This window comes from Lysinibacillus canaveralius (assembly GCF_047301505.1).
In the GTDB taxonomy this organism is placed as follows: domain Bacteria; phylum Bacillota; class Bacilli; order Bacillales_A; family Planococcaceae; genus Lysinibacillus_B.
In genome coordinates this window covers 1916677-1939103 of record NZ_CP154840.1, presented here as the reverse complement: position 1 = coordinate 1939103, position 22427 = coordinate 1916677, and the positions used below count along the sequence as shown (strand labels likewise).

Annotated in this window: 27 protein-coding genes and 2 pseudogenes; 3 read left to right on the top strand and 26 right to left on the bottom strand. The window is 37.5% G+C overall.

Translation table 11 applies throughout. The annotated features are described in order from the left end of the window. Positions 1 to 9: 9 nt before the first annotated feature. The 19 genes and pseudogenes from AA0Y26_RS09750 to AA0Y26_RS09660 all read right to left on the bottom strand — a co-directional run. Positions 10 to 498: a hypothetical protein gene (locus tag AA0Y26_RS09750; protein ID WP_413367367.1), complete on the bottom strand. Its 489-nt coding sequence runs from the start codon at positions 496 to 498 to the stop codon at positions 10 to 12. Between the two features lie 829 nt (positions 499 to 1327). Beyond that, the gene (locus AA0Y26_RS09745; RefSeq protein ID WP_413367365.1) at positions 1328 to 1804 is read right to left on the bottom strand and encodes a hypothetical protein; all 477 of its coding nucleotides are present in this window, start codon (positions 1802 to 1804) and stop codon (positions 1328 to 1330) included. A 10-nt stretch (positions 1805 to 1814) separates the two neighbouring features. Next, entirely contained in the window at positions 1815 to 2564 is a 750-nt protein-coding gene (locus AA0Y26_RS09740; protein WP_413367363.1) for a hypothetical protein, read from the bottom strand. A 299-nt stretch (positions 2565 to 2863) separates the two neighbouring features. Continuing rightward, positions 2864 to 3436 (bottom strand): suppressor of fused domain protein, encoded by a 573-nt coding sequence (locus tag AA0Y26_RS09735; protein WP_413367361.1) that lies wholly within the window; start codon positions 3434 to 3436, stop codon positions 2864 to 2866. A 331-nt stretch (positions 3437 to 3767) separates the two neighbouring features. Then, a complete protein-coding gene (locus tag AA0Y26_RS09730; RefSeq protein WP_413367359.1) occupies positions 3768 to 4226 on the bottom strand; it encodes a hypothetical protein in 459 nt (152 codons plus the stop codon). A gap of 51 nt (positions 4227 to 4277) precedes the next feature. Next, the gene (locus AA0Y26_RS09725; protein WP_413367357.1) at positions 4278 to 4514 is read right to left on the bottom strand and encodes a hypothetical protein; all 237 of its coding nucleotides are present in this window, start codon (positions 4512 to 4514) and stop codon (positions 4278 to 4280) included. Positions 4515 to 5153: 639 nt separating this feature from the next. Then, complete coding sequence (locus tag AA0Y26_RS09720) at positions 5154 to 5609, bottom strand: DUF600 domain-containing protein (RefSeq protein ID WP_413367355.1); 456 nt, start codon at positions 5607 to 5609, stop codon at positions 5154 to 5156. A gap of 21 nt (positions 5610 to 5630) precedes the next feature. Next, complete coding sequence (locus tag AA0Y26_RS09715) at positions 5631 to 6464, bottom strand: DNA/RNA non-specific endonuclease (RefSeq protein ID WP_413368136.1); 834 nt, start codon at positions 6462 to 6464, stop codon at positions 5631 to 5633. Positions 6465 to 6796: 332 nt separating this feature from the next. Then, complete coding sequence (locus AA0Y26_RS09710) at positions 6797 to 7306, bottom strand: hypothetical protein (protein WP_155591522.1); 510 nt, start codon at positions 7304 to 7306, stop codon at positions 6797 to 6799. Positions 7307 to 7314: 8 nt separating this feature from the next. Then, positions 7315 to 7533 (bottom strand): hypothetical protein, encoded by a 219-nt coding sequence (locus AA0Y26_RS09705; protein WP_036127004.1) that lies wholly within the window; start codon positions 7531 to 7533, stop codon positions 7315 to 7317. A gap of 1065 nt (positions 7534 to 8598) precedes the next feature. Next, a complete protein-coding gene (locus AA0Y26_RS09700) occupies positions 8599 to 9051 on the bottom strand; it encodes an SUKH-3 domain-containing protein (protein ID WP_025219951.1) in 453 nt (150 codons plus the stop codon). An 18-nt stretch (positions 9052 to 9069) separates the two neighbouring features. After that, positions 9070 to 10014 (bottom strand): pre-toxin TG domain-containing protein, encoded by a 945-nt coding sequence (locus AA0Y26_RS09695; RefSeq protein WP_413367352.1) that lies wholly within the window; start codon positions 10012 to 10014, stop codon positions 9070 to 9072. Positions 10015 to 10387: 373 nt separating this feature from the next. Further along, complete coding sequence (locus tag AA0Y26_RS09690) at positions 10388 to 10981, bottom strand: hypothetical protein (protein ID WP_413367350.1); 594 nt, start codon at positions 10979 to 10981, stop codon at positions 10388 to 10390. Positions 10982 to 10985: 4 nt separating this feature from the next. Next, entirely contained in the window at positions 10986 to 11255 is a 270-nt protein-coding gene (locus tag AA0Y26_RS09685; protein WP_413367349.1) for a hypothetical protein, read from the bottom strand. Positions 11256 to 11258: 3 nt separating this feature from the next. Continuing rightward, entirely contained in the window at positions 11259 to 11462 is a 204-nt protein-coding gene (locus tag AA0Y26_RS09680; protein ID WP_413367347.1) for a hypothetical protein, read from the bottom strand. 93 nt (positions 11463 to 11555) lie between these two features. Beyond that, complete coding sequence (locus AA0Y26_RS09675; protein ID WP_413367345.1) at positions 11556 to 11813, bottom strand: hypothetical protein; 258 nt, start codon at positions 11811 to 11813, stop codon at positions 11556 to 11558. A gap of 408 nt (positions 11814 to 12221) precedes the next feature. Beyond that, complete coding sequence (locus tag AA0Y26_RS09670; RefSeq protein WP_413367343.1) at positions 12222 to 12689, bottom strand: DUF6985 domain-containing protein; 468 nt, start codon at positions 12687 to 12689, stop codon at positions 12222 to 12224. 29 nt (positions 12690 to 12718) lie between these two features. Continuing rightward, positions 12719 to 13315, bottom strand: a complete 597-nt coding sequence (locus AA0Y26_RS09665) for an HNH endonuclease (protein WP_413368134.1) — start codon at positions 13313 to 13315, stop codon at positions 12719 to 12721. Between the two features lie 165 nt (positions 13316 to 13480). Beyond that, positions 13481 to 13657, bottom strand: a pseudogene (locus tag AA0Y26_RS09660) (pre-toxin TG domain-containing protein); the annotation flags it as partial. Between the two features lie 814 nt (positions 13658 to 14471). Between AA0Y26_RS09660 and AA0Y26_RS09655 the strand changes: the two are divergent. Continuing rightward, positions 14472 to 15227 (top strand): class I SAM-dependent methyltransferase, encoded by a 756-nt coding sequence (locus AA0Y26_RS09655; RefSeq protein ID WP_413367341.1) that lies wholly within the window; start codon positions 14472 to 14474, stop codon positions 15225 to 15227. Between the two features lie 27 nt (positions 15228 to 15254). Here the strand turns inward: AA0Y26_RS09655 and AA0Y26_RS09650 are convergent, their stop codons facing one another. Beyond that, the gene (locus AA0Y26_RS09650) at positions 15255 to 16112 is read right to left on the bottom strand and encodes a LysR family transcriptional regulator (RefSeq protein WP_413367339.1); all 858 of its coding nucleotides are present in this window, start codon (positions 16110 to 16112) and stop codon (positions 15255 to 15257) included. Positions 16113 to 16289: 177 nt separating this feature from the next. On the opposite strand from AA0Y26_RS09650, the gene AA0Y26_RS09645 reads away from it, so the two are divergent. Continuing rightward, complete coding sequence (locus tag AA0Y26_RS09645; protein ID WP_413367337.1) at positions 16290 to 16658, top strand: DUF5071 domain-containing protein; 369 nt, start codon at positions 16290 to 16292, stop codon at positions 16656 to 16658. A gap of 12 nt (positions 16659 to 16670) precedes the next feature. Here AA0Y26_RS09645 and AA0Y26_RS09640 read toward each other — a convergent pair whose 3' ends face one another. The 4 genes and pseudogenes from AA0Y26_RS09640 to AA0Y26_RS09625 all read right to left on the bottom strand — a co-directional run. Beyond that, positions 16671 to 17399, bottom strand: coding sequence for a hypothetical protein (locus tag AA0Y26_RS09640; protein ID WP_413367335.1), 729 nt, complete (start codon positions 17397 to 17399; stop codon positions 16671 to 16673). Positions 17400 to 17794: 395 nt separating this feature from the next. Then, positions 17795 to 18901 (bottom strand): ABC transporter permease, encoded by a 1107-nt coding sequence (locus tag AA0Y26_RS09635; RefSeq protein ID WP_413367333.1) that lies wholly within the window; start codon positions 18899 to 18901, stop codon positions 17795 to 17797. Then, a complete protein-coding gene (locus tag AA0Y26_RS09630) occupies positions 18888 to 19583 on the bottom strand; it encodes an ABC transporter ATP-binding protein (RefSeq protein WP_413367331.1) in 696 nt (231 codons plus the stop codon). The genes AA0Y26_RS09635 and AA0Y26_RS09630 overlap by 14 nt, the downstream gene beginning before the upstream one ends. A 249-nt stretch (positions 19584 to 19832) precedes the next feature. Beyond that, positions 19833 to 20053, bottom strand: a pseudogene (locus AA0Y26_RS09625) (M48 family peptidase); the annotation flags it as partial. Between the two features lie 201 nt (positions 20054 to 20254). Between AA0Y26_RS09625 and AA0Y26_RS09620 the strand changes: the two are divergent. After that, the gene (locus AA0Y26_RS09620; RefSeq protein ID WP_413367329.1) at positions 20255 to 20476 is read left to right on the top strand and encodes a hypothetical protein; all 222 of its coding nucleotides are present in this window, start codon (positions 20255 to 20257) and stop codon (positions 20474 to 20476) included. Positions 20477 to 21379: 903 nt separating this feature from the next. Here the strand turns inward: AA0Y26_RS09620 and AA0Y26_RS09615 are convergent. Beyond that, entirely contained in the window at positions 21380 to 21823 is a 444-nt protein-coding gene (locus AA0Y26_RS09615) for a hypothetical protein (RefSeq protein WP_413367327.1), read from the bottom strand. Between the two features lie 168 nt (positions 21824 to 21991). After that, on the bottom strand, positions 21992 to 22408 hold the full coding sequence (locus AA0Y26_RS09610) for a (deoxy)nucleoside triphosphate pyrophosphohydrolase (protein ID WP_413367325.1): 417 nt from the start codon (positions 22406 to 22408) through the stop codon (positions 21992 to 21994). Positions 22409 to 22427 lie beyond the last annotated feature (19 nt).

Sequence of the window (22427 nt, the reverse complement as noted above, 5' to 3'; positions counted from 1 at the left end):
ACTTTTATCTCAATAAACAATTAGTTTACCATTAGGCCAACTACCTCGCCATCCACATGGAAAGTTACCAGCTTCGTATACTTTAAGTAATTCTAAGAAAAAGAATGGCTCTTTCTCCATCCTGTAAGTATGTTCCATTATAGCACCTATAATATCCCATTTTGCATTATCTAAAATTGTATAAGATAACCCTTGCTGGTTAATATATTCGGTTATTTTAGGGACTGCAGATTTTCCTATTATTTCTTTGCCTTCTCTAACTACTTTATTCCACTCTTTGTATTTCGCAGGTGAATGTACAGCTAAAAATTCGGTAAGTTGATTGCTTGCTTCCAATGTAATCTCTTCCCAATAAATACCTTGAGAATGTTTCGTAGCTTTTTCCCAATTAACTTCCTCAACAATAGTAAGCTGAGTGTTAATATCACTGGAATTCCCGCAATTTGAAAACCAATTAATGCGACAAATCCTATCAATAATCTCTTTTTCAATAATCACTAGTTTTCATCCTAACTATGTTATATTTTCAAACAAAAACTTCTTCAAACTATTCATAGGGCCAGGGATTCTAGGGACAGGCGTATCATATGTTAATCCATACTGCCGGCGTTGTTTGATTGCTTCTTTTGTTGCATAAAAAGCAGCCTCTTTTGATAATCCAGTATCTTGAAACGACTTATATAATACTTTTGTATCTTCTCCACATGTCGGTGTTTATCCGTGCTTTTCTCCACCCTTCCTATATTGCGACCAAAATCCCTCCATTGTTTTATGAGCATTAAAATGAGAAATACCAACACCCATAAGTGCGTTACCTCCTGTTTTTACCGACCTACCTTCTTTTATCGGAATAATAGTTATGTATGCAGCACCTTATTTTAGGCAATGTATCTACTACAGTTGCTGTTTATCATTTTTAACTTTACCATATTTTTCAATTAAATATTATCGGAATTTGTTTTTGGTGGTACCGCTTTACCCCATCTGTACTCTGCAGTTTCGGTTTTGTCATTTTTTTCAAGCAATACCGGTGTTGTATTAGGAATTTTCTTATTCCCTTGCTTTGCCCGGCTTGGAGCAGTTGTGACTTTGGGTTTTGTAATCGTATTATTTTAGTAATAAAGTAAAAAGCACTTGCTGCCTGTAGTTGGCTATCAAGTGCTTACATTCCATGTATTTTTAAAGTTCAAATATTTAAGAGTCATTTTTTAGAAACTCGAATATCTTTTTATCGATCAGCAAGCCCAACCGTTTGTGTATTTTTTGATTTATGGCATTCCATAACGGTATAACTATATTAGTTTATATTTTCTACAATACCCAAAAATTAAGCTAATCCAACCCTTTCGAGGTACTGATACCAATCCTCTAAATGAGAATCAGGAATTAATTCTTTATACTTTTTTCCAAAAACATAATTAAGCATGAAACAGTCAAACTCGCCTAAAGTTTGTCCTATTTTCGCTGGATGACCTTGGTAAAAACAGTAAACAAAACCTGACTCCTTTTCTATGACTAAAGGTTCGTATAAGATTTGTCCAACTTCAATCCATTTTTCTGATCCTCCTGAAAAATCGGAAATCCGAGTCTGATGTAAAGGTAACTCACCATATGACCATAAATCAATTGCTCCAAATCTTGCTCCATCACAAATTCGTAAGAAGTCAAAATATTCTTTAAGGGGACCCTCATTCGAGCAAATACTTTTGTTTCCATCATTTAATTCACCATAAATGATACTATCTGGTTCAAATATAAAATCTTCTTTTACTTTCTCAATTGTTATTTTTAATAACTCATTCACCAATATCCCTCTAATCTATCTTAATTTTAATCTTAGTACCAGTTGGTAACTTTCTAATTTGTGGTCTAATCTGTTGAGTACCAATATTCCAGTTAGTAAAGGAATCAAGGAATTTTAAATTTTCAACTGAATCTGGTCCACCCAATTGTAATTCCCAAACATGGTCAGGTTGCATACGCTTAGTTACTCTATGAATTAATTGCTTTCCAAACTCAGGGTTTACTTTTCCATACTGATTCCAAATTCTTTTTATCATGTCTTGCCTATAAGCTCTTGTAACTGCTGGGTTTCTAGGCACTGGGTTCTCTGCTTTATATAATAAGCCTTTATCACCTAGCTCTTTTAATTTATTTGCTTTTCGTTCAAATTCACGTTTTGGCATTCGCTTGTCATATTTAATAGTAACTTCGACACTCTTACCCACACCCTTACCCTGCTGTTTCACTTCAGCTGGTTTTTTATCATTCTGCGGAGTTGAAGTTGTCTGTTTTTTATTACCAGCCGGCGCCTGTGTTGTATTAGGCTTTGGCTTGTTCTCTTGTTTCTTCTGGCTCGGAGTGGTCGTGGCTTTTGGTTTTGTAGATGCGGCTGGTTTTTTGGTAGACTTGCCGCTATTTTTAATGATGCCTGCCGCTGCTTTACCGCCATGCTTGATGCCTTTGACGATTGGGCCGCCCCCTATAATTTCGACCGAGATGCCTTTTTCCCAGCCCCTAGTTCGGTTCTCTTCAGACGAAAGCTTCGTAGATGGCTTTAGCATTGCTGATTACTAGTTTAAGATCGGCAGCAGTAAAGATAGCTTGCAATTTTACATATTTAAACATGCAAAAAGCACTTGTCGCCTGCCAGTAACAATCAAGTGCTTTATGTTCAAGTATTCCCGATATTTATTAATACTTTATTGTTTTGCAAATGTTTTGAGTTTTACAGATATACCTATTTTATTTTCAATTGGCAAGTATAAAATTAAAATCCTAGATTGCCCTGCTTTAGTAGACTTTCATTTTCCGAGGGATATTTAGTATTCTTCACCACTATAGTTTTTTTGCCAATAAAAATTTAGATTGCAGATTTTCTACTAACATTAAATGGATCGACATTTTTCTCTTCTAACAAATCCTCAAATTTTTCAGTTCCATGCTTTCTAAAATACTCATACTCTGATTGCGAAATAAAAAATGCCAATAAAACTCTGCCATCCTTATTATCCTTACTCTCCGTAAGAACTTCGGAATATTCATCTGGGAAAGCAAAAGGGTCAGTAAAGTAAACTGCACTCTTATCGTATTTTTCAACAAACTTCACATCAATGCTCTCAATACCACTTATCGCTATGCCTCTCCCCATCTTCATTTGATTACCAATACAATAAAATAACACATTCGCAAGTATATATGCTGTACTATTAAATGCTCCGTCAACTACCATAGAAACTTCTATGTTTTCGCCAATTATTCCCTCGTACTTACTAACACCAAGAGTATTATAAACTAAACATTCTTCAAATATATTTTCATATTTTAAAATTTGTATTTTGGGCATTTCTTTATTATTCATAAACACTTCTCGGTCAATTGGATCTCCTAAAAATTTATTATAGTGATTATAATAAATTACCCCATAGTTAATCATCTTTTTTCGCTCCCTTAAAAGTACCTGCTATCCCTTCGTACTTATGACTGGTATTACATTCATGGGATTGAAGCCCTAATCGTTTATTGAACTCATTATTACTTATACATAATTAATTACCATTACTTACGTCAAGGAACGGAACCAAATCTGTATCCCAATCACCATTTTTAATCTCGTAATCATAATCAAATAGCCTTCAATTCATCACAAGTCATCTTAAATTACCTTCCTTTTTTCTTGACGGTAATTCCTAGGCTGTTTTTGCTTCACCATGCCATATATAATGATTACGAGCTGTCTCATTATATAAACTCTAAGACAATTAAAGTTACTCATTTATTTTTAAGATAAGATTATCCATCCATAAATCGTAACTGAAGTTAGACATATTATAGAGAGCTGATAAAATCTCATTAGATTTTGTTTCTAAAATTTTATCTTCAGTAACATTTTCTTGTGCAAATTTGCAAAGGAAAATAGAGTAATTTGTTATATTGATATTCTTCGCAATTTTCTCTGAAACATCAGAAAATAATTTCACAATACTAGGAGGACTTTCAAAATTACTCCAATCTTGCAATTCCCCTATAAAATTATTATTTTTTAGTTCAATCAAATAAGAGCTCATATATTTTTCTAAATATCTTTTTTTAACTTCCCTTATGTCATCACTTTTTAAAATTAGAAACTCATAATTTTTCAAATCTGATAATAACAATACTATCTCTTGCATGGATAAATTTGTATCAAAGGAAAAAAATTGTGTACAATCGAAATTTTCATCCATTTTTTTGTTTCCCCTATTCTTGATATTCGCCGTTTTTAAATAGCCTTATAATTATTTTATATCTTTTGCATGTGGTGTTGTTACACCATCATTTGACGTTTTGGAACCCATTCCGCCATAAATATTTCCATTCGGTGCGGCATTTCTAGTGGGTTGATGTACATGTGGTGCTAAGTTAGCATGACTATCAGATCCAAAGCGTTTAAACTGACTTGGGGCATCACTATAAAATTTCGGTGATTTTGTATATAGTAAAGTTTCTTTTTCAATAGGCACATTATTTTTCACAAAACCATCAAAAGTTCTTTCACCCGGACTTGGTTTATAACCTCTAGAAGCTAGTCCTTTATCCGTACCCTGCTGTTTCGCCGCTGCAGGCTTATTACCATTCTGCGCAGTTGAATTCGTCTGTTTCTTATTACCAGCCGGCGCCGTCGTTGTATTCGGCTTTGGCTTATTTTCTTGTTTCTTCTGGATTTGAACTGATGCAAGCTTGTTTTTTGTAACGGCTACTTATTTTTATAACTTTCTTAATTTAGGGTAGAATATTGTATTTTTTATATTAAAGATTTCCGATATAGTTCTAAATTAGCGTTTGGATAGATGAAATACTTAACACTATATAATAGATTATTTCTCTATATCACGCCTTTTCACTTGGTTAAATGGATTTGCTTTCTTTAGACATATGCGTTAGCAATAGATTTCGATTCACATTAAATTATGTGCATGGAATAAAGGTTTTTCTGTTTACAGTTGCATCGAAAACACAACTAAACTTACTGATTCATCAGCAGCTTGATTTTCTAAATGATTTCATATATTTGTTAATCAATATAATTAATTGTATTATATTACAAATATGTGGAGCACAAATGAATAATAAATAGTTCATTTATGCTCCAGTTTTAGCTAACCCATCTTAGTTTAAATATTATTATTTTTTATCTCCTCAAACCACTCATCCGCTATATCATCTGCTGTTTTAATATCGTCATGTGTATAAACTAAGTCATACTTGTACTCCGCTTTAAAACTACCAGTTTTAACATCGTATATTAACTTCATCTCAGTTGGCATATCCCTCTCATATTCTTCGCACAATTTCGCCGCTTTTTCTATATCTTCATTTATTATGCGTAATACCATCAGCATTCGTTGAGGGGAAACATCATATTTTTCATTCCCGTCAGCCAAAGCGTCATTCACTTTATGACATTCTACATACTTATTATTAATTAAGTAAAAATAACTACTCGAAGTAACTCCTTCTTCACGTGAAGCGTAAACGTATACTTTTTCAGCTCTATCTTCCACATATTCCATACATATTGATATCATATCTGCTTGTAATTCACTAAATCTCTCTTCAAATTTTTTCAAACTGCTATTTCACTCCTTTGATTAGTTTTGAAGCTCTTTGGAACCCGGCTTACCATCAATAAAGTAATTCACTATAAATTTGTCTGGTCGCATATCCTTCCCAGAATAAATTATTTCAACATCAACCGTTACTTTTTTAGGTGGTGTTTCTTTTAATGCTGCAGCCCATTTGTCTTCAATTTTTTTATATTGCTTTAGATTAACATCAGATAATTGAGAAACCAAATTATCAATTTTAGGTGATCCTCCAAATCGGTCACCTACTAAATGCCCTGCATGATCTTTACTTTTTATTTTACCTGGAGTATTTCTACTATGTGACAATCTTTCTTCTCTTTTAGTTAATTGTAAACTATCTGTTTCGAATTTAGAAATTCCACCTAAATTATCTGTTTCATAAAAATAATCATATTCGCCTGTTTTATATCTCAAATTGGGCTTTAATCTATTTTTTCTACCATTTGTAAATTGTTGTCCTGGATTTACAAATGCTTTAACTTCATTTAGCCTAGAATTATCTTTATCCTGCGGTTTCACTTCTGCCGGCTTATTACCATTCTGCGGAGTTGAAGTCGTCTGTTTCTTATTACCAGCCGGCGCCGGCGTTGTATTAGGCTTTGGCTTATTTTCTTGTTTCTTCTGGCTTGGAGTGGTCGTGTCTTTTGGTTTTGAAGCCGCTGTTGTTTTTTTAGTAGACTTGCTGCCATTTTTAACGATGCCCACTACAGCTTTACCGCCATGCTTGATGCCTTTGACGATTGGGCCGCCCAATATACTTGCGGCTGAGGCGCCTCGTTCCCAGGCCTCTAATTTCCTGCCTGTAAACGGATCTTTTCCGACGACGGCTTCGTAGATCGCTTGTAAGTTTACATATTTAAATAGGCAAAAAGCACTTGTCGTCTGTCAGTAACAATCAAGTGCTTTAAGGTTATTTATTTTCCTTTTTTTAACCCTCACAAGTTTTGTAAGTTATTTTTGATGTTGACAATGTGACATCATTTTTATCACATGGTAAGAGTAATGTTTAAACCCTTTAGCTTGTTTAATCTCATGTGTTTCGTGCTTATACCACCCATAAGTGGTCCTTGTAAATAAATTGTCATCTCGCCTATTCTCGCTCTTATTGCTTTATTGTTAAAATAGCACTCCTTGATGGTCTAGCCTTCATGAGTTTTTAATTCAAATTCTTAAAAGTTTAATTGTCTCCAGTCGGTCTCACATGTTTTTTCGTAAGTTATAAAACCTTCAGTCGAAAATTTGTTTTCAAGTATCCTACTAGCCTCGTATTTACTACAATCCTTTTCCATATAAATTTCATCTTGTAAAAATAATATAAATATAGAACTCGATGCATCGTTATTCGCTAGATAGAAACCCAATAGTTCGTTGTATTGAGTGCTAAAAAACAAACCTATATACTCTATTTTGAGTTTTATATTTTCCTTGCATTCAATTAATCCTTCATAACTAGAAAATAAATTAAAGTCATCTAAATCGTAGACTCTATTCACTGAGATTAACGGATTCATACCTCTTATATACAAGCCTATAACATCACCATTATCTTTCTCGAAGAAAAGGACATGGTCTAATCTCTCATTATCATCCTCATCATGTAAATAAATAATATTTGAGATTTCTTTTTTATCGAAAAAATAACCAAACTTTTTGGTAAAAGATATTATATAGTTATTCATAGTCATCCTCACTCTCTAATCAAATCTAAATCGGATTTCAACTTACTTGATAAGCGATCTCCTTTTTTATTTAAAAAAGTCAATATTTCGTTTGTATTTCTATTAACTAAAACAACTGCATCACCCTTAACAAAAGCGTCTACAGAGTCGACCGTATTCCACTGAAAAGGCTTCGAATTAGCGAGATTTTTTGAGTCATTTACGATTGATGAAACGAACTCTTTCATCCCTTCTTTATCCCCTTTTTTAACTGGAACGCCTAAATCCCTTAAGGTTTAATTTCCTCTCCTTTCAACGTAGACAATTAACGCTTCCTTCAATTTTCCTATCTGATTTTATTGCTTTGTTGCAATTGCTCTTATAATGTTTACCTCCCGACTTCGTGAACTTTCGTCCGTTTTTCCGCGAAAAAATATTTATGCGTGCCAAAATGCCAAGCAGATAATCGTTAAGTCCATATACAGTGGTTCGTTATTACGCCTTAGCTTCACAATTAAACATCAATATTTAACCTCCCTCCGTCGCAAGAAGCGTAGGTACGTTTATTTGCGGTGTCATCAGATACCACGTAAACACTACTAAATGGTCCAACGTTTTGAACATATTCGAGTGTTACGTCGTTGGAGATGCTACTTCGACCGAATTTGACGTTAAATCTCTGTACTTCGGTACACACCATGAAATATTCGACCACTACAATCCAGTACCAACGCAAACCTTGACTTTTTTGAAAGTGGTAATGTCACCACCCATGACCCCATCTTCCATAGTTTTTAATTTCGTCCGTTTTTCCGTGAAAATATATTTGCCCCCCTTTTATTGCGTATTAAAACGTCTTATTTACGAGAAATGGAAAATAGTTTAATCTATATACAATAACACTTTATTTCACTAATGCGATGCGTATTCGTACATCAACGCGTATGCCACTCCCTCGCAAGAAACGCCCCAACGCTTACTAGCAATGGCCGTTTGATTTCGTTTGAGCGTTCCTGCGAAATTTCAATAGTTATTAGTGCGTCTAGATAATACCTCGCTAAATTTCGCATATCGTCTGCGTAAAAAGAAAAAAGACCACGCAACAATTACGTGATCCTATCAACGATTTAACATATTATGAATGATTCGCTCGTCTTTAAGTGTGTTTTTTAGGAGACGCTACTAAACGCTTGATTACGTTTTAGCGTTAAGACGGAAATAAAAAGAAACCACAACACGGCAGTTAGCTTGTATTGTGGCGTATTCATCATTAAAAAATATCACCTAACTATATTTCAATATGCTGTAATAATCTATTGTTCGTGTATCAATTTGAATTTTTTACATTCACATAGATTATTAATTGCTTCATAGATATCGCTTCCAAATTCCCAAATATAGTAATCATCATGTGCTCCATAAACTTTTCCCGATTCCGACATAAACAGTATTGCATTATTTCTAAATACGGAACCAATCACTATCAAATACTCTCCAATTAAGGTATCATACCTTTTGAAATGTATTTTCTGAACACCATCTCCTATTTGCTCTTCTGGAATAATAATGAAATTTTCAAAATCATTCCCATCAGAAAACTTATATTCCAATCCACCGAATTGCTCTAATGCCTCTTTTACAACAGAACCCACTCGAAAGCCCTTACTCTCTAAAAATAAGACTGTCGAACTTATATCTATTTTTCTATTTTGGTACCATCCTGCCTCATTCAAAATTTTATAAGTTTTTTCCGAAAAGTTATCCATATTTTCCTCGCTCTACTTTCATTTAAAATTATCAATAAAAAAGTTTTCAAAAGTTTCCTTACAATTTTTACATACTTTTTTATACTTATTTGGCAAAACTTCAATGGTACTTAGCAAGATATCTTCTACTTTAGCACCATCTTTCACTGCTTGATTTACTGCCTGAACTTCAGCACAATTATCTACAGTCCATTTTTCAAAGCTATCCTTGACTTCCCCACCTGCTTGCTTACTGGCCTCTAATGCCCTGTTTTTAGTTTTTTCAACCAACATTACTACCTCGTCATCCAATTCAGAAACAGTCGGATTAAACCTTTCATTACCCGTTCTAAAGTCAAAACCTTTGCCATTATACCCAATATATGCCCTGCCTGTTTTAAGATTAACTGCTGCAGTCATAACATGTGGAATATAAATATCTCCAGTATTTGGATCAATATATTTTCCTTCTAATAATTCATTCCTCTCTTGAGCAATCTTGGTTCTAGCAATGCCCTTAGCTTCATCTATGCTAACCGGTTTAGGTACACCTTTACCCGTACCCTTAATTGTATTTTTATCCGTACCCTGCTGTTTCGCCGCTGCCGGTTTATTACCATTCTGCGGAGTTGAAGTTGTCTGCTTCTTATTACCAGCCGGCGCCGGCGTTGTATTAGGCTTTGGCTTATTCTCTTGTTTCTTCTGGCTCGGAGTGGTCGTGTCTTTTGGTTTTGTAGCCGCTGCTGGTTTTTTGGTCGATTTGCCGCTATTTTTAATGATGCCTGCCGCTGCTTTTCCGCCATGCTTGATGCCTTTGACGATTGGGCCGCCCAATATACTTGCGGCCGAGGCGCCTCGTTCCCAGGCCTCTAATTTCCTGCCTGTAAACGGATCTTTTCCGACGGTGGCTTCGTAGATCGCTTTGGCGTTGCTGACGACCGGTATAAAGTCGGCGACGGTGGAGATGGCCTGCTTGAGATCCATATTCTTAGCAAAAACGACCGCTTTCTTTGCTGCTTTTTTGACGACTTTGACTGCCGCTTTAGCAGCCTTTTTGACCTTTTTAGTTTTAGGAAATAGAATAAAACTTTCTCTTAATCTGGTAATATTCTTCCAAAAAAGTAAACTTAGCGTTAGTTCTCTAGCTAAGATGATACTACTCGCTTACAATTCACCGTCGATTTATAGATATTAATAAACTTTTGCCCTATTAATGTATTAATCTAGCAAATAAAGAACACCTCCTAATAATTAATGTGATTGTGATTATCACAAAACACAGCTATTATTAGGAGATGTCATCAGTTTAACGCTTTCCAATAAAAAAATGAATATTCTTAGGTTCCCTTTAAATAATTTAAAATGTTATTAATAAACCACTTTTATGTTCAACTGCCTCTTTGTATAACGCTATTAGTTCATCATAGGCAGCGATTAATTCTGATAAAGTACATTCATACAGTGCCTCGGCAGGAATAGTACCATCTTCTATTAATGCGCCCCTTAAATCAATTAAATCCTGTAAAATTAACGGTGTATCATTCATCTGCACAAAGCCCATTCCCATACCACCTGGGTCCAATCTAAATGTATCAGTTTCCAGTGGTCGACCAAGAATATAATATTCAGCATCAAATCCTGTTGATAATGTCTTTAATACCTCTATTAATATATCCCATGAATATGAAAGGCCAAGATCATCTTCTGGATTATAAAAGCATGTCATAGAAAAATCAGCCAGTTCTTGGATGTTACCAAGTTCAAGTTCATTCTCCCAATTGTTTTCTAACAATTCCCCACTATAAATTGAACGCACCTTTCCAATGTTCTCCATAATGTAACTACGTAAAAGGTTTAAATCATGATTTTTACTAGCAGCAAGTATAATTGGGCGAAGCTCTTTATTGAATTGTTCCGTATTAAAAAGAAACGCCTTATGTTCCATGGTCATACGCCTACTCCATTTCACTTTCTTTTTGCTGAAGTATTTCAATTGTATACTTCAATTCCTTCTTTACATCTCCCCGGGTTGGCACTTCCATGATTGGTTCTAAAAAAGAATATGCCAATTTAGGTGGTAGAAATCTAGCAAAGGTAACAATCAGTTCTTTGGCATACGAATCGATCTTCATTTTTAATATCTTTTCACAAGAGCTGATTAGCTTGCTATATAAATCATTATCTAATTGACTTAAACAATCACTTGTTTCGTAGCCCCTTAGCAACGCCTAAAGGCAAGCAATCACATCTTCCTCATAATCATTCTTTTTCATACTTTGTATCCATGATTCTTTTTTATAAATGTACGCTTCTAATGCAACCAGTAAAAATTCAATGTCTTTTTTACTTAACGGCATATTGCTACTTGAGTAGTTATATATTAATAGTGATTTGATTTGAGGGCTAATTTTCTCATTCAAAAATGCATCCATTGCGCCTTCTTCCCCATCTTCTAAGCGAATTAATACCGCCTGCAGTATCGCCTTTTCACTAATTTTTCGATTTAAATCTTCTACCGGTATACTTCACTCTTTTTCTCGTAATATCTCTATATAATCATGATTTAATAAACTTAACAAACCAAATATTGCTGTAATTCGATTCCTCTGTTTTTCATGATAAAGCGCTTCCTTAAGCCTAGACGCATATTTCGGATTTAGAGACTTACTCATTGCCCCAATTATTTCAAGTGGCAATTGCATCCCATCCCCTTTCAGGAATCCTTCTAACTGTTTTTCTGTTACATTTACTTTTACATTATTCTCGTTATAAACCCTGTACACTATATTCCCTCCTCCTATGGGATCCTAAAATCATTCGGATCGAAGATTTCTTTCCCAGCCGATGCACCTGTTTTAAAATAGGAATTTTCAGCATACACAGTAGTGATAGTTCTTACCACATTTCTTTTATATTTAAAAAGCAGATTGTTTAGCTATCGTCTTTTAAATCACTATATTATAGTAGAAAAAGGCTCATTCCTCTTATTTTTCATGTCGGAATAAGCCTATAAAAATTAATACTTTTTGTAGTCTAAAATGTTTAATAATTATATCAAATAAGTTATTTTACACTTTTATAATATTTATTCAATTCTACCCATTTAATATTAGCAGTACTAAAATCTATCGTGCTTTAAAAGAAATGTTGTATGAAAATTACTAATTGCATGTAGTCTTATTTCCTAACTATCACATTACAATATCCTGGAATCCTACTTTAACTACCTCTCCTTTAATAAGTCGAACTCCGACTCCATTTTCCGGATCCCAGGCACAATCAAACATTATTCCCGTATCTAGAAACTCGAATAGTTCAGGATTTGGAATAATAACTCCAACTAACATGATTTTTTCAAGAAGCTGATCTGGTGTCTCAAGTAAAGGATAACTTTCATTATACTCAACATCATAACCTAATTCATGCCTTCTTTTCTTGTAATAGTCAAATATCGATTTTAAAATAATCTGCTGTATTCCACTCCAGTTTTCTATCAAGTATTTATATGCTGCATATTGATTATCATCAAACTTTCCATCCTCTTCACCACTTATCATTATTGCTATTTCAGCATCTTTTCCACAAAAATTCATATTTTTGTATCCAACCCAATCATAATTAAATTCAAGTTCCCCAAAAACCTTGTCATTTATTGACACATTAATTCCCCCTTTATTTATCTATTTACTTATTTATTCGCAAAACTGCTAGGTTTAAAAGCTCCTGCATTTATTTCCCCTTCTCCTCCCAGATGCCCAAATGTACTATTTATTTCTGATGGAACAAGTTGGATGGTTTTCACATCATTTAATTCATGCCACGTTAAATCATTAGCAAGTCGATATTTTTCTATCTGTGTCTTGGTTATTTTTCCTGAATTCATACCGAACTGATTAGCTAATTCAGGAGATTTATTAAGCTGATCAGCTAACTTTTGATCGGCTTGAACAAAATTAAGTCTTCTTGCAGGTGACCCATGTTTGCCTGTTCCACCAAACATATAATCAATTTCTAGTTGTGCTTTTGTCACAGGTGAGAAATCAGGAACAGCATTTTTATAATTTATCCCATCAATATCTGCACCATCTAATATACGTTTTAAACTTGGATCTGGTGGTGGTTTAAGGATACATTTAGATTCACCCCTCGTTCCTTGGAACTCTACTTTTGGATTGCTCACTGCAGGTGTTTGCTTTAGTCTAGCTTCATATGAACTAGCAAATTCAGTTTGCTTAAAGGCAGTTGGGACTTCATTCTTTTTACTACCCGTCCCCTGCTTTTTCACCTCTGCCGGCTTATTAACATCCGGCAACTGCAGTGTATCGGACTTTTTCTTTTCCTCTTGCTTCTTCTGCTTTGGAGTGTCTTTTGGTTTTGAAGCCGCTGCTGGTTTTTTGGTCGACTTGCCGCTATTTTTAATGATGCCTGCCGCTGCTTTTCCGCCATGCTTGATGCCTTTGACGATTGGGCCGCCCAATATACTTGCGGCTGAGGCGCCTCGTTCCCAGGCCTCTAATTTCCTGCCCGTAAACGGATCTTTTCCGACGGTGGCTTCGTAGATCGCTTTGGCGTTGCTGACGACCGGTATGAAGTCGGCGACGGTGGAGATGGCCTGCTTGAGATCCATATTCTTAGCAAAAACGACCGCTTTCTTTGCTGCTTTTTTGACGACTTTGACTGCCGCTTTAGCAGCCTTTTTGACCTTTTTCACCGCTTTTTTGGTTGTAAGCACTGCCTTTTTCATGGCCTTTTTTACTTTTTTGACCATTTTAGATTTCGAAAGATTATTTTTAATCTTGCGGGCTTTCGTAAAGACCTTGCCGATTTTTTTCTTCGCCTTCTTCTTCAGCTTTTTGGCGGCCTTCTTCACCTTTGCCTTCAGTTTTTTCTTTTTGGCCTTTATTTTCTTTTTAGCCGACTTGACTGCCTTTTTTGCCTTCTTCGTTACTTTCTTTGCAGCCTTTTTCACTTTCCCTACTGCTGGAATGCTTCCAAGAAAACTCCCGACTGCACTAAAAAAGCCCTTTTTCTTTTTTGCCATCAGGCTCCACCTCCTGAGAGGGGAATCATGCCCATGACATCAAGTGCAGCGTCAAGATCGTCTTCATCCTCTTCCTCATCTCCGCCAGATAAAGGAACAGGTGCCTTGACGGATTATTTTCTAAATACGATATGGAAGGTATATCCATTTAATTAATAGCGTATCTTTTCCATTTGTTCAAGTGTTCCATCAATTTTCCAACCTATTCTTCAAGGAATTCTGTTCTCCTTTTAATGTAGAAATCAGTCCCATGTCTTAATTATTTACTTATCTTTATTAAATAATTTAAAGATGAATCACCTCTTTAATTCCAAAACATTATCAACTCCCACCTAAATAATTATTAGAACGAAATAACTGCCACTGCTATCCTAGTAACATAACAAAAGGAGATGATTCGATGACTCAATGGAATGCAGAGCTGTATGACAATAAGCACGGGTTTGTTTCAAATTTCGGCGGCAGTTTGATAGAGGTGCTGGCACCGAAGCCGGGCGAGCGGATTTTGGATGTGGGCTGTGGCACAGGGGATTTGGCAAACGATATAAGTAGATTCGAGGCGAGCGTTGTCGGGATTGATGCGGCTGACTCAATGATTGAGAAAGCGAGGGAGAAATATCCTCACTGTACGTTTCTTTTGGCTGATGGAGAAAGCTTCGGTCCCTTTATCTCTCCGTTCAATGCGATCTTTTCAAATGCGGCTATTCACTGGATGAAGGATCAGCGCCGGGTCGTGCAGAACTGCTATGAGGCACTGCGTCCCGGTGGCCGGTTTGTTGCCGAGCTCGGGGGCGCAAGGAATATCCAGTCCATCGTCAAGGCGATTCAGGAAGCGTCAAAAAAGCTGAATATCCCGTACAAACACCAACAGTTTCCCTGGGTATTCCCTACCCCTGAGGAAATGACCCATCACCTTGAGTCAGTCGGCTTTCATGTTGCTGCGATGGACTATTACGAAAGACCAACACCACTTGTTGGTGAAGACGGGCTGTGCAACTGGCTGGATATGTTCAGCACGAGCCTGCTTGCTCATTTATCAGAAAAGGAAAAGGCAGATTTGTACACGGAATGCGAAAATATGCTGCGTCCAGTTCTTTATCAAAATGGTACTTGGGTGGCCGATTACTGGCGGCTGCGCTTTGTGGCGGTAAAGTAAAAATAAGCATGCCAAAAATCGGCATGCTCATTTATTTTCTTCATAAATTGATCTGCATACTTCGATGAAACGAGTAAAAGTTTCTTGATGGTATTTCATATGTATATAAGTCGCTGACTGTATATTGTGTAGAAATGGAAGTTCGATGGCTGTAAGTGTCCCTGTTTGTATTTCTGTGTGGACCACGCTCTTTGGCAAGAAGGCAATCCCTAACCCCTGCTTCACGAAAGTTTTGATTACCTCTGTTTGATTTAGTCTTTCAATTCGGCAGTCAATAGGCAGCTCCCGCTCAACCTGTTCCCAATACGGCGAGTATGCATGCGTGTAAATGATCGCTTTCTTCAGTAACGCTTTCGGTTCTTCCTTCGCCAAATTTGTACATACAACAAGCACAATCGGCTCTATAGCAATGCTCCTTGTAACTAACTCCCTCGTCGATTCGATTTTTGACAAACCAATATCCACCTGTTGCCGGAACACGGCTTCGCCTATTTCATTGGAAGGAAGAAGTTCTATTTGCACAGACACATCCGGATAGATCTCACCAAACCGTTTTATGATGTATGGCAGCATCGAATTGGCAATCTGCGGAGCGACTCCAAGAATCAATTTTTCTGTTACGCCCAATTGAAATGCTTTGAGCTCATCAAGCATCTGCTGCTCTGCGTCCAGCACCTTTTTCGCACGCGGTAAAAGAAAGTGACCGTTTGCATGCAGTTTTACACGTTGCTGCGAACGAATGAATAAAGGAAGATTCAATTGCGCCTCTAACTTCTGAATAGATTTTGAGACGGCAGGCTGCGTCATCATCAATTGCTCTGCCGTCTCCCTAAAATTTTCTGTTTCAGCTGCTGTTATAAATATCTTTAGCAGTGTCGTATCCATTTGCATCTCTCCTTTGTAAAATTGTTCAGTTCCATACTTTTATGTCCACCTATTCCCTGCCTGCCGCTAATTACGGCAGTTGGCAGATTTCGTTGCATACGGTCTCTATCCTGTTCATTTTCCCGCTTTCCCCAGTGCAGCGTTTTGGTATACTGAACATAAAAAGGAGGAGAAATCATGATTCCTAGAGATAAATTTGATGAACTGGCCATGCTCCGCCTCCAGATGTCCACAAGGGAGGAAATTATCCCGATACTTCCGGAGCTGCTTGTCTGGATCCAGGATATGAATTGGCCGATTGCTGCAAAAATGGCCGAGCTGCTGCGTGCCTATCCAAAAGAAACAGTGCCACATATAAAAGACATACTAAAAGGCACCGATTCCATATGGAAATACTGGTGCCTGCAAGAATTAGTGATACCGATGACTAAAGATCATCAGCTATTGTTGAAAGAAGAGCTGCTGGAGCTCAGCCACCACCCAAGCAAGGATGACCGGCTTGAAGAGGTGGACCAATTAGCAGCAGGGATTCTTGCCATACTATAAAACCGGACTTAATTAGAAAATCAGAATTTCAGTCTGGGTTTCTTGTCCTTCTTGAGCTGATCTCATATAAATAATTGTGTCCCCGCTCTCTTCCAACTCACCAAATGAAAACTCGACCATTTTGGATGAGTCAACGAAGGCATAGCCATCCCATTTCCCTGTCACCTTTTGATTATCAGAAGCTGTGATTTCTCCATCATAGGACAGTTCGCCTGCGTCGCTTTGAATCGAAGTGCCTTCTGTATTAATTGTCAGCTTTTTCATTAATTTAGAGGACGGAATCTCAATCGTCAGCCCTTCATCAGCTTTCGTTACTATTACGTCGCTTTCACCGACCTTACCAAGTGTCATATGATCATTTGCGCTCAGTAAAAGATCGTATTGTTCCTGTGTAATGCCTAGCTTTTCATCGTATGGAAGAGGCTCCCCTTCCTTCAGGCCGGCAAGTGTTTCCATATACCAGTCTGCATTTTCCTGTAAGGATGCCTGCATGACTTTCGAAATGGCATTTAATTTTAAATTCATATCTGCCGGAAGTCCGGCTGCCATCACATCTGCCTCAAATGTCCCCTCTTTGAAGATGTGAGTAGGGTTGTCCTCATCAACAGCTGTTTCATTTTCCGCGCTGACCTCTTCTATCGGTTCTTCCTTTTCTGTTTCTTTGTCTTTGCCAGCTTCCTCACCGCTGCAAGCTGTTAGCAGCATTCCTGCGAACAAGGCCGCCATCCATTTGTTTTTCATGTTGCTCTCTCCTTATGATTCGGTTTATTGCTCAAAAGTCCCGCCTTCTACTGTGCTGGTTTCTGCGATCTCCATTCGGTCAACTAGTGTGTCCACAGCAAGATATCAATTCTCACCCCATCACTCACGAGGTAAAACGGCAGGAATACGAATTAACCGCTTGTTAATTCATTCGGTTTTTAGCCATTCACTCTATGGCACTTTCAAAGCAATAACGAAAATATAGCATAATTTCCCTTTTATTTTATGACCTAGATTACCCGCGACTTTTGTCGTGCAACCGTTCCGAGCCTTGTCACACGTTGAACTTGCCCCTTTAGCAGGACCCTCCTAAAATTTTTCTCCTATATTAAAAACAGCCATTCCGATTAGAAAATGACTGTTCCAAATAATTATTAAAGCAGGAAGCCCAGCACAACCACCAGTCCCATACAAAGAAGGACCGGCGCTACGAAAATCGCTTTTATCCTCTTCATGGAAGTATTCCACTGCTCATCCTGCAGCTTCAGAACGTTGAAGATCGCATGGCCCTTTACTTCATACATGACCGATTCAAGCCAGCCAGTCAGCATGAAATAGGAAAAACCGAGCAGCAGCAGATCTGCCCAAAACGGCAGGGCAAGATAAAGCGGAATCGTTATAAGCACCAGCCGCACATAGCTCCACCGGTAACGCTTATTCCGGACAAGCGTTTTAACAAGGAGCTCCGCCACCGCATCATCCGAACCCTTAAACAGACGGCCTTTAAACAGACGCGGGGCTTTTACCGTGTGATGCTCCTTGATCATGCTTTTTAATTCATTATTAAAGAAGAAAAGACGGCCCAGCCAGCGGGTATGCGCCTTTAGATCATGTTCCAGCTGCTTTTCAAAATAAGCGCCTGAGCGTACATGGCGCATTTCGATAAATAATAGTACAAGCACTAGTCCAGCTGGCAGCAGAACCAACCCCATTTCCGGTACATATACAATTACCGCACTTAGACAAGCAGCGAAGAGCAAACCGGCAGGCCCTTTTATCCATTTATGTAAATGGCTCCATTCGATACAAGGGTTGAAACAGAAGTACAACAGCATTGCGATCCCTATCTGCAGGACATCCCCTATCATGAGCTCATAATGTATAAACAGTACGGGCGTCAGCAAAAGCAACATACCAGTAATAAAAAGCGACTGCCAAACGATCGAGTAATAAATCGAAAACCGTTTCAGCCTGGTAAAGATATGGGGATGCTGAATGATGAACAGCCGGTCTGCCGGTTCAATAAAGGTCCGCATATAGCCCACACTGCCAAGTAAAATGAGGACAAAAATAACGAATTCAATCGGTATGTAAACGAAAAAGCCGAACTCCCCCCGCAGCACGGTCTCCCTGTAAAGAAAATAAATAAATGCTCCTGCCGGAATCATGGCGTACAGAAGAATCGTCCAATCCATAACGTCCTTTAATAGCTTCGTATGAAAACGCCATTCTCTGATCAAACGTTCCTTAAACAACTGCACGGGCTGCACCTTCAATCAGTTCGTCAAATAGCTCTAAGAGAGATTGTCCCTCATACTGACGCATCTCTTCTAGCGTGCCCTGCTTCAGTACATGGCCCTCATGCATGCAGACATAGCCATCACAAATCTTTTCAGCTGTGTCCAGTGCATGTGTGGACATCAGGATGGCCGCCCCTCTTGCCTTCTCCTCTGCGACTAGCTGAATGAGCCGTCTCATCGCCTGCGGATCAAGACCCATAAAAGGCTCATCTAAAATATAAAACTCATATGTAGGAGTGAATGCCAATATCAGCATCACCTTCTGCTGCATCCCTTTCGAAAAATGGATTGGGTAAAGATGCAGCTTATCATCCAGGCGGAACGTTTTGCAAAGCTCCTTTGCCCGGCTCTTCAGTTCATTCTCTTCCTGCCCCACTGTGCGGATCAATAAATCGATGTGCTCCCATAACGTAAGATACTCATATAAAATCGGCCGTTCCGGTACATACCCGTATGTGCCGAGCTGCACTTCCCCTTCAAAAAACGGAATCGTTCCCATCATCGACTGGATCGTCGTACTCTTCCCGGCACCATTCGCACCAATCAGACCGATCAGTTTCCCTTGCGGCACCATAAATTGCACGTCATGTAAAATAGACGATGACTCGCTATATCCTGCCTTTTTTATGTAAATCGAAACCATACTTATCATCCTTTCTTCCATATATTTACGTTTGAGTTTTGGAATGGTTTCATTTTTCTTTAATACGGGGTTTTTAAGGGAGAGCTGTAGAAAATGAGAGGAACTATTGGAGGATTGCAGAAGAAGAATCTGTTAGTTTTTTACATTTATAAGGGCCTTTTTTGCGTTATGTCGTATCAACAAATAAAACAAGCTTTAGAGAAGCGCTAAACATAAGGTTATGGTCAAGTATCGGAAAATATATGTTCAATCATTGTACAACGGGGCGATAACGACAGGCTGAATCAACATATGAAAAATTGAAAACGGCACAGTTAACGCCCATGCATACAGCCACCATCTCTTCGGACTTTTTTGATGAGCCAATAAAGAACCGACAGCCCCAATTCCAACCAAAATCCAATCATATTATCCCTCAGCCAGGAGGAAAAAAGCTGCGTACTTATGCCGTAGCTTTTGCTCAACGAGAACAACAGCTGTTAAGCCCCATTTTTCCGTCATTCCTTCTACACCTCCATTCCTTCGTTACCCTATCCTATTATTGAAGTCCGGAAATCATTTCTCTCAAGTTTATCAATCTTCTTTTCTGACGTTCTATATACGCTGACATCATCATAAATTGAAAAAAATTCACTCAACCTTCTATTTGAGGTTACAAGGAGCGCCTAAACATGTTGTTTGCCATTCATTATTTAGAAAAAAACTCATCTGTCCTTAGTCAATGTTTACAACGTATCCCCCAAGTCAATGAAGATCTTAAAATTAAAGGCCGTAAAGGAAAAGTGGTAGATGTCATTCAAATTGAAGAGAATAAATTCCACGTCCATGTAGTGTTAGAAAAAATAAATAAGAAGGAAGCATTACTGGTAGACGATAAAAAGAAGAAACGTTAATGCGGGGAGTAAAGCGCGGATTGTCTATTTTTTGGAAATAATAAATAAGAAAAACTATAAAGGTTGTCTATGCCTCTCTCCCACCTAAAACGCTATGGCGATATGTAAGAACATTGTTATTTTTGTATCTTTTAAAGTCTTGCAGCTCAGGTGGGAGAGCACCATCTCGCTACAGCTTGTACATGTATATTTGATGTTTGTGAATTCCAAAACCAAATACCAGACTGACCTTGTAATTGTTCCAGATAGGGACGAGTAGAATTATTGGTAACATTATCGGTGCATGGATTGGTGGTATGTTTCATGGAAGCTCGGGTCCTAAAATTTCTGATTTCTATATCTTCTCTACTCTCGTTAGAGCAATTATACTAGCTTTCATTGCGAGCTTCATTATGAAATCATTGTGTATCGTAAGCTAACTAGATATTGTAGTTTATTTGTATCCGATTAAGTGAATCAGATCTAACCAACAATAAATGGTGATGGTGTTTATAATAAAAAGGCGGCCTTCCACAATCTATTCTGTGGCGGACCGCTTTTACTATATTCTTATGTACTTAACAACCCTTGTCTCCGTGGATGCAAGAGGAACAGAACGGCATATTCAACATGAGCGACCGATTGTTGTATAGCCCCTGTAATTGAAGTATAGGAACGTTAAAAAAATGCTGGTATACTGCTTAATAACTTGTCTCTATATACAGGTTTTTATTTTGATAACACACTCTGGAAGGTCTTATCTTAGCTGTGTTTATACAGCTTTGCATAAAAAGCTGTATAAACACTAGTCCTCGTAAAAAGGCACGAACATTAATCTAACAACATTTATGCCTTTTTGGTCTGTTTCCAAACTTGCATGTGGGGACGTTATTTTGCTTGATGGTGTATGGATATACGATAGTATCATTTCGAGGCATATGTCATTTTTTCAATTATTTTATAATCCCTCGTTTTCTCATAATGAATGGCGTTATCCTCACAAAATTCAACTAAATCATCATACACATTTTCTGGTTTAAACAGAGCTACACGAATAGATAGACCTTTATACAACTTAATGACAGCTAGTTTGGAACTCCAATCTCTTCTTTTGAAAATAATTTCTTTTATGTGCAAAGATGTTACCTCTTTTTTATATATAGTTATCCTGAATAGTTGAATAGTATAAATGATATTGTGATTAATGACTAAAGTATATTTTACAAATGCCAATAGCAAGAAAACTATAAATGCAGTTAAAATTATCCATCTATGAATAGGTAGCTCCCAACTCAATATACATAAGATTAAGTAAAAAAAGGCTATTAATAAATTACTTTTTCGCCGTGGAATTGAATTGTATTTCATCTTGTTCCCCCAATGTTAAGTATTATTCAAATAATCTCTATAAGTTTTAAATTTTCTCATAATATCAATACTCCTTAAAAAATTTCCCCTTCAACACTCTGGCCCGATTGTTGAACACAAGTTAAATAGTTTTCAGGCTTTTGCATGAGCTGCTTCTGCTCCCCAGGATTATATTTCTTCTTTCAGGGTTACTTCTGCTGCAAGCTTTTTCACAGCCGGTATATCAGCTGGTGCGAAGTTCAGCTGTAAAAGCTCCCCCTTTGGCACCCATCTCGCTTCCGCATGCTCGATCACAATCGGGTCCGGTCCATCTACTAATGTCGCCTTGTACGTTTCTAACCGGACAATGATATGGTCGTATTCATGTGTTGTATCCGCTACCTTTTCCCCAACATGGATACGGCAGAGAAATTCTTCCAGTATTTCACGTTTTAATGCGGTTTCCGGCGTTTCATCCGCCTCTATTTTTCCGCCCGGGAATTCCCAGTAATTCGGCAGCACCATCTCCGGGCTTCTTAAAGCACAAAACACTTCATTTTGTTCATTTTCAATAATGGCTCCCACCACATGCAGTGTTTTTTTCATATTGATCACCTTTACTCTC